Origin of the sequence: Bacillus sp. MYb209, assembly GCF_002975175.1 — a bacterium.
In the GTDB taxonomy this organism is placed as follows: domain Bacteria; phylum Bacillota; class Bacilli; order Bacillales; family Bacillaceae_G; genus Bacillus_A.
The window spans coordinates 145,538-158,884 of sequence record NZ_PCNZ01000002.1; the positions used below are offsets into that span (position 1 = coordinate 145,538).

At 37.3% G+C, this 13,347-nt stretch carries 14 protein-coding genes and 1 other annotated feature (1 of these 15 running past the window's edge); of the genes, 13 read left to right on the forward strand and 1 reads right to left on the reverse strand.

What is annotated here, in order from left to right:
- Nucleotides 1-149 (forward strand) — a binding site (T-box leader) (it extends 71 nt beyond the left edge of the window).
- 41 nt (nt 150-190) lie between these two features.
- From alaS to CQZ94_RS04350, 12 genes are all read left to right on the forward strand, one after another.
- Nucleotides 191-2,833: an alanine--tRNA ligase gene (alaS, locus tag CQZ94_RS04295; protein WP_105584412.1), complete on the forward strand. Its 2,643-nt coding sequence runs from the start codon at nt 191-193 to the stop codon at nt 2,831-2,833.
- 78 nt (nt 2,834-2,911) lie between these two features.
- Nucleotides 2,912-3,178 carry an IreB family regulatory phosphoprotein gene (locus CQZ94_RS04300; RefSeq protein ID WP_105584413.1) on the forward strand — a complete coding sequence of 89 codons (267 nt, stop codon included), beginning with the start codon at nt 2,912-2,914 and terminating at the stop codon, nt 3,176-3,178.
- 3 nt (nt 3,179-3,181) lie between these two features.
- Nucleotides 3,182-3,595 (forward strand): Holliday junction resolvase RuvX, encoded by a 414-nt coding sequence (gene ruvX, locus CQZ94_RS04305; RefSeq protein ID WP_105584414.1) that lies wholly within the window; start codon nt 3,182-3,184, stop codon nt 3,593-3,595.
- Between the two features lie 12 nt (nt 3,596-3,607).
- Nucleotides 3,608-3,886, forward strand: coding sequence for a DUF1292 domain-containing protein (locus CQZ94_RS04310; protein ID WP_002034112.1), 279 nt, complete (start codon nt 3,608-3,610; stop codon nt 3,884-3,886).
- A 241-nt stretch (nt 3,887-4,127) separates the two neighbouring features.
- The gene (gene mltG / locus CQZ94_RS04315) at nt 4,128-5,198 is read left to right on the forward strand and encodes an endolytic transglycosylase MltG (RefSeq protein WP_105584415.1); all 1,071 of its coding nucleotides are present in this window, start codon (nt 4,128-4,130) and stop codon (nt 5,196-5,198) included.
- A 215-nt stretch (nt 5,199-5,413) separates the two neighbouring features.
- On the forward strand, nt 5,414-6,055 hold the full coding sequence (locus CQZ94_RS04320; protein ID WP_105584416.1) for an O-methyltransferase: 642 nt from the start codon (nt 5,414-5,416) through the stop codon (nt 6,053-6,055).
- Nucleotides 6,056-6,062: 7 nt separating this feature from the next.
- The gene (locus CQZ94_RS04325; protein WP_105584417.1) at nt 6,063-6,992 is read left to right on the forward strand and encodes a peptidase U32 family protein; all 930 of its coding nucleotides are present in this window, start codon (nt 6,063-6,065) and stop codon (nt 6,990-6,992) included.
- Between the two features lie 18 nt (nt 6,993-7,010).
- Entirely contained in the window at nt 7,011-8,291 is a 1,281-nt protein-coding gene (locus CQZ94_RS04330; protein WP_002111968.1) for a peptidase U32 family protein, read from the forward strand.
- 17 nt (nt 8,292-8,308) lie between these two features.
- Nucleotides 8,309-8,947: a uridine kinase gene (gene udk / locus CQZ94_RS04335; protein ID WP_105584418.1), complete on the forward strand. Its 639-nt coding sequence runs from the start codon at nt 8,309-8,311 to the stop codon at nt 8,945-8,947.
- A 278-nt stretch (nt 8,948-9,225) separates the two neighbouring features.
- On the forward strand, nt 9,226-9,702 hold the full coding sequence (gene greA / locus CQZ94_RS04340) for a transcription elongation factor GreA (protein WP_105584419.1): 477 nt from the start codon (nt 9,226-9,228) through the stop codon (nt 9,700-9,702).
- Between the two features lie 92 nt (nt 9,703-9,794).
- The gene (locus CQZ94_RS04345) at nt 9,795-11,546 is read left to right on the forward strand and encodes a peptidoglycan D,D-transpeptidase FtsI family protein (RefSeq protein WP_105584420.1); all 1,752 of its coding nucleotides are present in this window, start codon (nt 9,795-9,797) and stop codon (nt 11,544-11,546) included.
- A gap of 116 nt (nt 11,547-11,662) precedes the next feature.
- Nucleotides 11,663-12,322 (forward strand): YrrS family protein, encoded by a 660-nt coding sequence (locus CQZ94_RS04350; RefSeq protein ID WP_105584421.1) that lies wholly within the window; start codon nt 11,663-11,665, stop codon nt 12,320-12,322.
- Nucleotides 12,323-12,356: 34 nt separating this feature from the next.
- Here CQZ94_RS04350 and CQZ94_RS04355 read toward each other — a convergent pair whose 3' ends face one another.
- Nucleotides 12,357-12,572: a YrzA family protein gene (locus CQZ94_RS04355; protein ID WP_016106207.1), complete on the reverse strand. Its 216-nt coding sequence runs from the start codon at nt 12,570-12,572 to the stop codon at nt 12,357-12,359.
- 136 nt (nt 12,573-12,708) lie between these two features.
- Between CQZ94_RS04355 and CQZ94_RS04360 the strand changes: the two genes are divergently transcribed.
- On the forward strand, nt 12,709-13,347 hold the full coding sequence (locus tag CQZ94_RS04360) for a class I SAM-dependent DNA methyltransferase (protein WP_105584422.1): 639 nt from the start codon (nt 12,709-12,711) through the stop codon (nt 13,345-13,347).

Below are 13,347 nucleotides of genomic sequence, written 5' to 3' on the forward strand. Positions count from 1 at the left end.
CTTTAAATGAAGGGTAACAGAAAGCTAATCCTGAGAGCAGCTAATCACTGCCGTCTTGCCACGTTACGGCACCATGAGGTGATGAATTGATTGTTATAATAATCAATTCATAATTAGGGTGGTATCGCGAGTTAACTCTCGTCCCTTTTATTAGGGGCGGGAGTTTTTTATATTTAAGGAGGAAAATACAATGAAACAACTAACAGGCGCACAAATTCGTCAAATGTTTTTAGACTTTTTCCAAGAAAAAGGACATGCAGTAGAACCAAGTGCATCACTAGTTCCTCATGAGGATCCATCTCTTCTATGGATTAATAGTGGTGTAGCGACATTAAAGAAATATTTTGATGGTCGTGTAATCCCACAAAATCCACGTATTACAAATGCACAAAAATCAATTCGTACAAACGATATTGAAAACGTTGGGAAAACGGCTCGTCACCATACATTCTTTGAAATGTTAGGGAACTTCTCAATCGGTGATTACTTCAAAGAAGAAGCAATTACTTGGGCTTGGGAATTTCTAACGAGCGACAAATGGATCGGATTCGATAAAGAATTACTGTCTGTTACAATTCATCCGGAAGATGAAGAAGCATTCGCAATTTGGAATGAGAAAATGGGTGTTCCAAAAGAACGCATCATCCGTTTAGAAGAAAACTTCTGGGATATCGGTGAAGGACCAAGTGGACCGAATACAGAAATTTTCTATGACCGCGGTGAAGCTTACGGTAATGACTTTAGTGACCCAGAATTATATCCGGGCGGAGAAAACGAGCGTTACTTAGAAGTATGGAACCTTGTATTCTCTCAATTTAACCATAATCCAGACGGTTCATATACGCCGCTTCCTAAGAAAAACATCGATACAGGGATGGGTCTAGAGCGTATGACATCTATCGTTCAAGATGTACCTACGAACTTTGACACAGACCTATTCATGCCGATGATTGGCGTGACAGAATCAATTTCTGGTGAAAAGTATCGTAACGGTGACTTAGAAAAAGATATGGCATTTAAAGTAATTGCTGACCACATTCGTACAGTAACATTTGCGGTTGGTGATGGAGCACTTCCTTCTAACGAAGGCCGTGGTTATGTGTTACGTCGTTTATTACGCCGTGCTGTTCGTTATTCTAAGAAATTAAACATCAACCGTCCATTCATGTTTGAATTAGTACCGGTTGTTGGAGAAGTAATGAAAGACTTCTATCCAGAAGTACTTGAAAAGAAAGATTTCATCGCAAAAGTTGTGAAGAATGAAGAAGAGCGTTTCCATGAAACACTTCATGATGGTGAATCAATTTTAGCTGAAGTAATTGCAAAAGCGAAAGAAGAAAAAACAACTGTTATTTCTGGCGTAGATGCGTTCCGTCTATACGACACGTACGGTTTCCCAATTGAATTAACAGAAGAATATGCGGAAGAAGCTGGTATGACAGTTGATCAAGCGGGCTTTGAGAATGAAATGGAGAAACAACGTGAGCGTGCACGTGCTGCTCGTCAAGACGTTGATTCTATGCAAGTTCAAGGCGGTGTACTTGGTGAAGTTAAAGTAGCGAGCGAATTCGTTGGTTACGGTACAGTTGCAACAGAAAGTAACGTTGTTGCACTTGTAAAAAATGGTGAGTACACAGATAGCTTACAAGCAGGTGAAGAAGGACAATTAATGCTTGATGTAACGCCATTCTACGCTGAGAGCGGTGGGCAAATTGCAGACCGTGGTTATCTTCTTGCTGACGGCGTGAAAGTTGTTGTAAAAGACGTACAAAAAGCACCAAATGGTCAAAACTTACACAAAGTTGTTGTTGAAGAAGGTACGTTAACGAAAGAAGCGGCTGTAAAAGCTCTTATCGATACGAAAAACCGTAGTAGTGTTGTGAAAAACCATACAGCAACTCACTTACTGCACCAAGCATTAAAAGATGTACTTGGAACGCATGTTAACCAAGCGGGTTCTCTTGTAACATCTGAACGTTTACGTTTTGACTTCTCTCACTTCGGTCAAGTACAAGCTGACGAATTAGAAAAAATTGAGCGTATCGTAAACGAAAAAATTTGGGAAAGTATTGATGTTGCGATTTCTCAAAAAGCAATCGAAGAAGCGAAAGAAATGGGCGCAATGGCATTATTCGGTGAAAAATACGGTGATGTTGTACGCGTTGTACAAGTAGGCGATTACAGCTTAGAGCTTTGCGGTGGTTGTCACGTTGATAACACAGCTTCTATCGGTATTTTCAAAATCGTTGCTGAGTCTGGTATCGGTGCAGGAACTCGTCGTATTGAGGCGGTAACTGGTAAGTCTGCATACGAATTAATGAACGATCAAGTAGGTTTATTAAAAGAAGCAGCAGGAAAAATGAAAACAAATCCGAAAGATATTTTAACAAGAGTTGATGGTTTATTTGCTGAAGTAAAACAACTTCAAAAAGAAAACGAATCTCTTGCTGCGAAATTAAGCAATATCGAAGCTGGAAACTTAACTGATTCAGTAATGACAGTTGATGGCGTGAACGTATTAGCGGCGAAAGTAAATGTTGCAGATATGAACAACTTACGTACAATGATGGATGACCTTAAAAATAAATTAGAGTCTGCAGTTGTTGTATTAGCGTCTGTAAATGACGATAAGGTAAACATTTTAGCGGGCGTAACGAAAGATTTAATTAGTCAAGGTTACCATGCAGGTAAACTTGTGAAAGAAGTAGCTTCTCGTTGTGGAGGCGGCGGTGGTGGCCGTCCTGACATGGCTCAAGCAGGTGGTAAAAACCCAGCGCAAGTAGAGGAAGCTTTAGCATTTGTACAAGAGTACGTTAAATCTGTTTCAAAATAAAGAGATAGTAGTGTACAATGGTAGGGAGAGGAGAAGTTCTTCTCCTTATACTTACTACTTACAAGTGAGGTGCTTGAAATGGACGGTTTTGATAAGACAATGAAGTTTAGCATTCAAGATGAAAAACAGAGTGTCCATGTAAATGATGTACTTTTAACTGTGTATGATGCACTTCAAGAAAAAGGCTATAATCCGATTAACCAAATTGTCGGTTATTTATTAAGTGGAGACCCAGCATACATACCTCGCCATAAAGATGCACGAAGCGTCATTCGTAAGCTTGAACGTGATGAGTTAATCGAAGAGCTTGTGAAGTCTTACTTGAAACATCATCGTGAGGAGTAGTTTATGCGGATATTAGGTTTAGATGTTGGTACAAAAACAGTCGGTGCTGCAATGAGCGATGAAATGGGCTGGACAGCACAAGGGCTGGAAACAATCAGGATTAACGAAGAACGAGGCCACTTTGGTTTTGACCGTATTTCTGAGTTAGTAAAACAGTACAATGTGGACAAAATAGTAGTAGGTTTACCTAAAAATATGAATGGTACAATTGGCCCGCGTGGTGAAGCGTGCCAGCAATTTGCAGAAAACCTGCGAAATCTGTTACAATTAGAAGTTGTAATGTGGGACGAGCGTTTGTCGACAATGGCGGCGGAACGTCTGCTCATTTCAGCTGATGTAAGCCGTAAGAAGCGAAAGCAGGTAATCGATAAGATGGCTGCAGTCGTGATCTTACAAGGATTTTTAGATAGTAAATAAGAGGTGACCAAAATGGAAGAAAATCAAATTACAATTGTAGACGAAAAAGGAAACGAACATTTATGTGAAATTATTTTCACTTTTGATGCTGAAAAATTCGGCAAAAAATCTTACGTAGTCTTCTCTCCAATCGGTGAAGTAGACGAAGATGGAGACCAAATCTTCGATGCAATGGCATACGAGCAAAGTGAAGAAGAGGGCGGAACATTACTTTCAATTGAATCTGAAGAAGAGTGGGAAATGGTACAAGAAATGTTTAACACTCTTGCTGATGAGCAAGAAGAAGAATAGTAATGGATAAAAAGGCGAACTGTGTACACAGTTCGCCTTTTTTGTATTCATATGCAAAATGACAGATTTTTTGTCGAAACTACTTAATTGTTTATAGTATAATAAGACGGGTTGTATGAAAAAAGGCTTTAAATGAGTAGCTGTCACCAATTATTTAGAAATGATTGGTTTTGCTTTATGTTTGTAGGGCATTGTATAGAGGAAGTGTATATGGTCTACAATTGAATAAGGAGGAAGAATTTTGGTAGAGAATCAAGTGAAGAAGAAGCGTAGACGCATTTTTTTAATTTCGATTATCGCACTGCTTTTAGTTTGTGGATCAGTCTATGCGTATATTTCATCTGCATTAGGGCCAGTTGATAGTGGAAATAAAAAAGAGATTGAGGTAGAGATTCCAAAGGGGTCATCTACAAGTAAAATCGGTGAGATTTTAGAAGAAAAAGGTGCTGTGAAAAGCGGTACAGTTTTTAGTTTTTATACGAAATTTAAGTCAAAAAGCTTACAAGCAGGTACATATTTATTAAATCCTTCGATGAGTGCTAACGATGTCATTGAACAAATGTCATCTGGCAACGTACATCTTCCGGCTCTTTATAAAGTGACGATTAAAGAAGGGGCGCAAGTAACTGAAATTGCTGAAGTGATTGCGGCAGAATTAAAGTGGAATAAAGATGATGTTGTGCGTCAATTAAACGATAAAGCATTTATTCAAAAAATGCAGCAAAAGTATCCGAAGCTATTAACGGATAAAATTTTTGATAGCAACATTAAATATCCACTAGAAGGATACTTATATCCAGCAACGTATTCTTTCTATAAAAAGGATACAAAATTAGAAGAAATTGTAATCCCGATGCTTGAGAAAACAAATGCAATTATTGTTCAAAATGAGGCGAAAATGAAAGCGAAGAACTGGGATGTTCATCAACTTCTCACGTTGTCTTCACTTATTGAAGAAGAGGCCACTGGCTTTACTGATCGCCAGAAAATTTCTAGTGTTTTCTATAATCGTTTAGCGAAAGGTATGCCGCTTCAAACGGATCCGACGGTATTATACGCGCTTGGAAAACATAAACAACGTGTATTATACGAAGACTTGAAAGTAAACTCACCGTACAATACGTATGTTGTGAAAGGGTTGCCGGTTGGACCAATTGCAAACTCTGGTAAACATTCAGTGGAAGCAGCGTTAGATCCTGCGCAAACAGATTATTATTATTTCTTAGCTGCACCAAGTGGTGAAGTGTATTATGCGAAAACATTAGAAGAACATAATGCATTAAAGCAAAAATACATTACGAAAAAACAGTGAAATGGGGAGGGATAGCGAAAAAGGTCGCACATCCCTCTTTTTTGTGGTAAAATATATCGGGTTAAAAACTGGCAGAAGAATCGTTTTTAATATCAAAACGGGACGTACAAGCTAAGGGTGAAACTGGCTTGTATTTTTATTGCATTCTATGTGTGAAAAGACAAAGGTTGACGCGTCATAGAGGCACTTCTCCATGTAAATAAGGAGGACCAATTATGGAGGATGCAGTTAACGAGTACTTATTATCATTTATTGATCCAAAAGATAAATTAATTCTTGAAATGGAAGAGTATGCAACTGAAAACTATGTGCCGATTATGGATCGACTTGGAATGGAATTTATGCTGCAATTTTTACGTTTAATTGGACCGGAAAGTATTTTAGAACTTGGAACAGCAATCGGTTATTCTAGTATTCGTATGATGCAAGCTATTCCGAACTCTCGTATTGTGACAGTAGAGCGCAATCGTGAACGATATGAAAAGGCACTTGAATATATAGAATGTTCCTCGGTAACAGACCGTATTTCTGTTATTTACGGTGATGCTTTAGAAACGGGCGAACAAGTGAAAGAACATGGAACATTTGATGTTATTTTTATTGATGCAGCGAAAGGGCAGTATCGTCGCTTTTTTGACTTATACGAACCGTTATTAAATCCTGGTGGGGTTATTATTTCAGATAACGTTATGTACCATGGTCTTGTGACGACAAAAGAGAAAATTGAAAATAGACGTACGCGTGGTTTGATTCGTCGTATTAAGACGTACAATGAATGGCTTATGAACCATGAAGGATATGATACAACGATTTTCCCAATTGGCGATGGAGTGGCTGTAAGTAAAAAGAGAGGGTGACAAAAGTATGAAGAAACCTGAATTGTTAGTAACGCCTAGAGCGGTGGCGGATATTGAATCTCTTGTGAAAGCAGGGGCAGATGCAGTAATGGTTGGTGAACAAAAGTTTGGTTTACGTTTGGCAGGAGAGTTTTCACGTGAAGATGTGAAACGAGCTGTAAACATTGCACATGAAAATGGTGTGAAAGTATACGTTGCAATGAATGCGATGTTCCACAATGATAAAGTGGAAGAATTAACGGACTACGTTGCCTTTTTAAATGAGGTAAATGTAGATGCGATTGTTTTCGGAGATCCAGCGGTATTAATGGCTGTTCGTGAAGTTGCACCAAATATGCAACTGCACTGGAATACAGAAACGACAGCAACAAACTGGTTTACTTGTAACTATTGGGGGCAAAGAGGAGCGAAACGCGCTGTATTAGCTCGTGAGCTTAGCTTAGATGAAATTGCTGAATTAAAAGAAAATGCTGAAGTGGAACTTGAAGTACAAGTTCACGGTATGACTTGTATGTTCCAATCGAAGCGTTCACTAGTAGGAAACTACTTTGAGTATCAAGGGCGTAATCTCGACATCGAAAAGAAAAAGTATGAAGAGAATATGTTCTTATACGACCCAGAACGTAATAACAAATATCCAATTTATGAAGATGAAAATGGTACTCACATTATGAGTCCGAATGATATTTGTTTCATCGATGAGTTAGAGGAACTAATCGATGCTGAAGTCGATAGCTTAAAAATTGATGGTGTCCTAAAAAGTTCTGAATACATTATTGAGGTAACGAAGAAATATCGTAAGGCGATTGATTTATGTGTAGAAGATCGTGATGCGTATTATGACGTGAAAGATGATTTATTTAAAGAGATAGAAGAAATACAACCGGTAAATCGTCCGTTAGATACAGGATTCTTCTTTAAAGAAACGGTTTACTAAACGAGGAGGGTGTAGGAAATGACTGTACAAGAAATTTCACGAGTGATCGATGGCAAACGCGTTATTGTGAAAAAACCTGAACTGTTAATCCCTGCGGGTAACTTAGAAAAATTAAAAGTAGCTATCCATTATGGGGCAGATGCTGTATATTTAGGTGGACAAGAATTTGGTCTTCGTTCTAATGCAGGTAACTTTACGCTGGAAGACATGGCAGAAGGCGTTGAATTTGCAAAGAAATATGGAGCAAAAATATACGTAACAACAAATATTTTTGCGCATAATGAAAATATGGATGGGCTAGAGGAATATTTAAAAGGGATTGAAAAAGCCGGCGTAACGGGAATTATCGTTGCCGATCCGCTTATTATTGAGACATGTAAACGTGTAGCGCCTTCTGTTGAGGTGCATTTAAGTACACAACAATCACTATCCAACTGGAAAGCAGCACAGTATTGGAAAGAAGAAGGTTTACATCGTCTTGTATTAGCTCGTGAAGCAAGCTATGAAGAAATGAAAGAAATTAAAGAAAAAGTTGATATTGAAATTGAAGCATTCGTCCATGGTGCAATGTGTATCGCCTATTCAGGGAGATGTACATTAAGTAACCATATGACAGCGCGTGACTCTAACCGTGGTGGTTGTTGTCAATCTTGCCGCTGGGATTATGATTTAGTTCAAACGGTATCACAACATAAAGATGCAAAAGAGCTTCCTCTATTCCAAGAAGAAGATGCTCACTTTGCGATGAGCCCAAAAGATTTAAATTTAATCTTATCAATTCCGAAAATGATTGAAATTGGAATTGACAGCTTAAAAGTTGAAGGACGTATGAAATCTATCCATTACGTAGCGACTGTAGCAACTGTATATCGTAAAGTAATTGATGCGTATTGTGCGGATCCGGATAACTTTGAGTTTAAACAAGAATGGTTAGATGAGCTTGATAAATGTGCAAATCGTGATACAGCTCCTGCATTCTTTGAAGGGGTTCCAGGACATCAAGAGCAAATGTTTGGAAATCATAGTAAGAAAACAACGTATGATTTTGCTGGTTTAGTGTTAGATTATAATGAAGAAACGGGCATCGTAACGCTTGAGCAACGTAATCACTTCAAACCGGGACATGAAGTGGAGTTCTTTGGACCAGAAATAGAAAACTTTACGCAGACGGTGGAGAAAATTTGGGATGAGGATGGAAACGAATTAGATGCAGCGAGACATCCGTTGCAAATCGTGAAATTCAAAGTGGATCAACCAGTGTATGTGAATAATATGATGCGCAAAAACATACTTCAATAAGAAAGAGTGGTAGTCGAATGGGGACGAATAAGCCTGTTGTAATTGGAATCGCTGGTGGTTCAGGATCAGGAAAAACAAGTGTAACGAAAGCGATTTTTGACCATTTTAAAGGTCATTCCATTTTAATCTTGGAGCAAGATTATTATTACAAAGATCAAAGCCATTTACCAATGGAAGAACGTTTAAAAACGAATTATGATCATCCGTTAGCGTTTGATAATGATTTGTTAATTGACCATTTGCAGCAGTTGCTTGCATATGAGCAAGTGGAAAAGCCTATATATGACTATACATTGCATACGCGTTCAGAAAAAATTATTCCAGTTGAGCCGAAAGATGTAATTATTTTAGAAGGAATTCTTATTTTAGAAGACCCACGTCTTTGTGAGCTAATGGATATTAAGTTATTCGTTGATACAGATGCAGACCTTCGTATTTTACGCCGCATGCAGCGCGATATTGAAGAGCGCGGTCGTACAATGGATTCAGTTATTGACCAATACGTAAACGTTGTACGACCAATGCATAATCAATTTATTGAGCCTTCTAAGAAATTCGCGGATATTATTATCCCTGAAGGTGGACAAAATCATGTTGCAATTGATATTATGGTTACAAAAATTGCAACAATTCTTGAACAAAAAGTAAATTTGTAATAGCATAGTAAAAGATATACGATAGGAAGGGATTTTTTCCCTTCTTATCGAATACAATGAAACATGAAACCTCACCTACCAATAGGTGAGGGCATATTTATATCAACTTTCCATACATACCTTCTTTATATAAGGAAGAATTGGAGAATAAGGGGTTGTATGTGACAACTCCACTAGTGCACGTGTGCTAGAAACCTCCGCTATATATAAGCGGAGGAGTTTTCATATGGAACTCCTCTTTTTTTTCGGAGGATTGGTATATAAAAGGAGTGGAAAACATGGCAACAGAAAAAACATACCCTATGACGCAAGAGGGTAAGCAAAAACTAGAGAACGAAGTTGAACAATTAAAAACAGTAAGACGTAAAGAAGTTGTAGAGCGTATTAAGATCGCACGTAGCTTCGGAGATCTTTCTGAGAACTCTGAGTATGATGCAGCGAAAGATGAGCAAGCATTCGTAGAAGGACGTATTACACAACTTGAAAATATGATCCGTAATGCGGTTATCATTGAAGACAATGGTGAAGAGTCTACAGTTGTAACATTAGGTAAAACAGTAACATTTAAAGAGTTACCAGGTGGAGACGAAGAAGCGTACATAATCGTAGGTAGCGCAGAAGCTGATCCATTTGAAGGAAGAATTTCTAACGATTCTCCAATCGCAAAAAGCTTATTAGGTAAGCAAATTGGTGAGAAGGTAGCAATCCAAACACCAGGTGGAGAAATGCAAGTAGAGATTATCTCCGTAAAATAACGTAAAAATCACTCGTGTAAAAACGAGTGATTTTTTATTTGTATAAAAGGTGAAACACCTCGTCTAAACTACAATAGACGAGGTGTTTTTTTATGAAAATGAAACGGAGAATTATAATTGTTTTAATTTGTTTTATGGCTGTGATTTTTTTATTACTTTGTCGTTTAATCCAAATACAGATTATAGATACGGAATCATTTACTGATCGAAATATCAATTTGATTGAAAAAAGTGTTACGCAACGAACACAATCACTTACAGTAGATAATGGAAGAGGGCATTTTACAGATCGAAATGGTAAGGAAATTGGTGAAGAGAAATATCCAGTCTTAATTGTTTTTCCATTTTTACAAATAAAAAATGACATGTTAGAGAAAATTGCGCATATCATTGGTGTGTCGAGACAAGAGATAAGACTGCAAATGAAAAATAAGAATGAAGCATTTATATTACGAAGGGGGAATATCCCATTTCAATTAACGCTCGAGCAGATGAAGAAGGTAAATCAATTAGATATTTTAGGTATTGTAGCAGCAGAAGTTCGACTGAAGCAAATGGGAGAGGCAAATCATTTAATTGGTGATGTGGGAGAGAATGAACAGGAATTTCAAAAGCGTTATGGAGAAATGAAAAAAACTTCGAAACAAACGCCAATTGGTATTTCTGGATTGCAACAATCATTTGATGAATTTTTACTGACTGATGGAGAAGCGAAAGTACTATATCAAGTGGATCGACAAGGAGAACCGATTTTTGGGAAACAGGCGAAATACACTTCACCAGGAAATCCATTTTATCCAGTTACTATTCAAACAACAATACATAAAACGTTGCAACGACGAGCAGAGAAGATTATAGATGAAAACGGAATAAAAAAAGGTGGGTTAGTATTACTAGACATAAAGAATAGTGAAGTTTTAGCAATGGTAAGTAGGCCTTCTTTACAGATGAATGATAGGAGGATATATAAAGCTACACTTGAAAATCAAATGTTAACTCCTCATTTTCCGGGGTCTGTTTTTAAAACAGTAGTTGCAGCAGCAGAAATTGATGAGAATTTGGTGCGGTTTAATCGTACATTTAACTGTAATACGGATTTATACGGTGAAAATCTTCCACAAGTTATGATGGGGTCATTAAACTTTAAGGAAAGCTTTGCTAGAAGCTGTAATCGAACGTTTGCCGTATTAGGTGATGAACTAATGCAAAAGGATAGGGAAGTATTAGAAACGTATTTAGAGGCCTTAGGAGCAAGTAAGAAGGTAGGGTGGAAAGGTTCGGTATTTCATACACCGGAATTTGAGCAATTGCCAGAAGAAAAGAGTGCTATTATTTGGGGGAGCGAAGAAAATAAAGATAGTAGAAAAGCGATTGCTCAAACGATGGTCGGACAAAAAGATGTACGTGTGTCACCTCTAGCTATAGCGAATATGATGGCGACAATTGCTAGAGGTGGAGAGAAGATGGAAGTGAAAGCTGTGAAAAAAATAGTGTATAAAAATGGAACCGACTTTTTTACATTTGAAAATCATAAATTAAATGGGAAACAGCTTTCTTATGAAACGATGAAAAAATTACAACAGTTGTTAAGAGGTGTTGTAACGATGGAGAAAGGAACGGGAACCGCATTCCGTTCGTTGCCACTAACTGTCGCTGGAAAATCTGGGACGGCACAAACAGGAAAAGGAGAGAAGGTGAATCGCTGGTTTGCAGGTTATTTTCCATATGAAAACCCAAGATATGCTTTAGTTGTAGTTGATATAGAAACAGATAACGTAAATGTAGTTACACCAGCTTTTGCAGAAATGGTAGAAGCAATTCATCAATTAGAAATTGAAAAGTAATCTTGCAATTATTTATGAAATGTTTTCATTTCGTGAAAATATTATTGTAAATGTTCAACCTTTCTAGATTTAATGTTACAATAGCAAGTATGAAAAACTGCATGGAGGTTTGAAGAATGGCAGGAGGATCTAGATTTCAACAGAAACAACAAAAACGTCGTCAAAACGGTGTTTTAAATATTGCGATTGCTATTGTATTAGTAGCAGTAGCTATTGTAGCATATCAATTGTTTGTTCCTGACACAAAAGAGCAAGCGTCTTCTAGTGATAATAAAAAAGTAGCTCAGCAAACAACAAAAGAAAATAAAGCTGAGAAAGCTAAAGGTAAAGAAGAGACGAAGAAGAACGAACAAGAGAAGGCAGAGGCTAAGAAGAAGGAAGAAGAAGAGAAGCAAAAGGCTGAAGAAGAAAAGAAAAAGGCTGAAGAAGAAGCAAAAGCAAAAGCTAATGAGAAAGTATCAGCTGAAAAAACACAGCCAAAGGCAACAGATGCTTATACGAAACCTTCTTGGAAGCCAGTAGGTACAGAACAAGGTGCATCACCTGCGATGACGTTTAAAAAAGGTTCAGCAGATTGGAATGAAATGAATCAAGCGATTTCCACTGCAATTGACGTTCCAGTAGAGCAATTAGTTATTCATAGAATCGGAAATAACGGTAAGAATAAAGCGTACGGTAATGTCCAAGATAAGCAATCAGGTAAACAATATTATGTAAATATTGATTGGGTAGACAATGAGGGCTGGAAACCAGTACTTGTTCAAACTCTAAACTAAAAAAGAGAGGCTCTTAAGAGCCTCTCTTTTTTAGTTAGCGTAATTTCTTTAATTTAAAATGAACAACCGCACTATAATAAGGTCTTTTGCTTTCAGGATCCATAACCATTTGATGTGAGATGTGATGTACTTCGAGCATAAGTGCTTTATTATTATCAATTTGCTCGCTAATTTTTTTTTCTAAAGAAGCTAAGTCCGCCGCTTCAAAAAACTCTACTTTATCTTCTAACATTTCAAAGGTAAATGACACGAAGACGACCCCTCTCCTATGTAATTACCTATAGTGTAACAAAGAAAAGAAGGAAATACTACGTACATTTCAATTGACATTTTTAGAAAGAGGGAATATCATACTGATAAAACCGATAAGAAAAAGGGGAATTTTTATGGGTACAGAATTTAATGGTCTATTTGATGAGTGGGCTCATACGTACGACTCATTTGTACAAGGCGAAGATATACAATATAAAGAAGTTTTCGCCCATTATGAGGACATTTTAGAGGATGTAGTTAACAAATCATTTGGTAACGTATTAGAATTTGGTGTAGGTACTGGCAATTTAACAAATAAATTATTACTTGCTGGTCGCACAGTTTACGGTATAGAACCGTCACGCGAAATGCGTACTATTGCAGAAGAGAAATTACCAAAAGAGTTTTCAATTACAGAGGGTGATTTTCTTTCATTTGAAGTCCCAAATTCAATCGATACTATTGTGAGCACTTACGCATTTCATCATTTAACAGATGAAGAAAAAGACGTAGCAATTGCGAAGTATAGTCAATTGCTAAACAAAGGTGGTAAAATAGTGTTTGCTGATACGATATTTGCAGATCAAGATGCATATGATAAAACTGTCGAAGTAGCAAGACAAAGAGGTTTTCATCAGTTAGCAAACGATTTGCAAACAGAATACTATACACGTATTCCTATCATGCAATCTATTTTTGAAAACAATGGCTTCTATGTAACGTTTACGAGATTAAATCATTTCGTTTGGGTAATGGAGGCAACTAAGCAATAG

Coding starts and splice junctions, on each gene's coding strand:
- alaS (WP_105584412.1), top strand. CDS start 191: ATGAAACAACTAACAGGCGCACAAATTCGTCAAATGTTTTTAGACTTT.
- CQZ94_RS04300 (WP_105584413.1), top strand. CDS start 2,912: ATGGACGGTTTTGATAAGACAATGAAGTTTAGCATTCAAGATGAAAAA.
- ruvX (WP_105584414.1), top strand. CDS start 3,182: ATGCGGATATTAGGTTTAGATGTTGGTACAAAAACAGTCGGTGCTGCA.
- CQZ94_RS04310 (WP_002034112.1), top strand. CDS start 3,608: ATGGAAGAAAATCAAATTACAATTGTAGACGAAAAAGGAAACGAACAT.
- CQZ94_RS04320 (WP_105584416.1), top strand. CDS start 5,414: ATGGAGGATGCAGTTAACGAGTACTTATTATCATTTATTGATCCAAAA.
- CQZ94_RS04325 (WP_105584417.1), top strand. CDS start 6,063: ATGAAGAAACCTGAATTGTTAGTAACGCCTAGAGCGGTGGCGGATATT.
- CQZ94_RS04330 (WP_002111968.1), top strand. CDS start 7,011: ATGACTGTACAAGAAATTTCACGAGTGATCGATGGCAAACGCGTTATT.
- udk (WP_105584418.1), top strand. CDS start 8,309: ATGGGGACGAATAAGCCTGTTGTAATTGGAATCGCTGGTGGTTCAGGA.
- greA (WP_105584419.1), top strand. CDS start 9,226: ATGGCAACAGAAAAAACATACCCTATGACGCAAGAGGGTAAGCAAAAA.
- CQZ94_RS04345 (WP_105584420.1), top strand. CDS start 9,795: ATGAAAATGAAACGGAGAATTATAATTGTTTTAATTTGTTTTATGGCT.
- CQZ94_RS04350 (WP_105584421.1), top strand. CDS start 11,663: ATGGCAGGAGGATCTAGATTTCAACAGAAACAACAAAAACGTCGTCAA.
- CQZ94_RS04360 (WP_105584422.1), top strand. CDS start 12,709: ATGGGTACAGAATTTAATGGTCTATTTGATGAGTGGGCTCATACGTAC.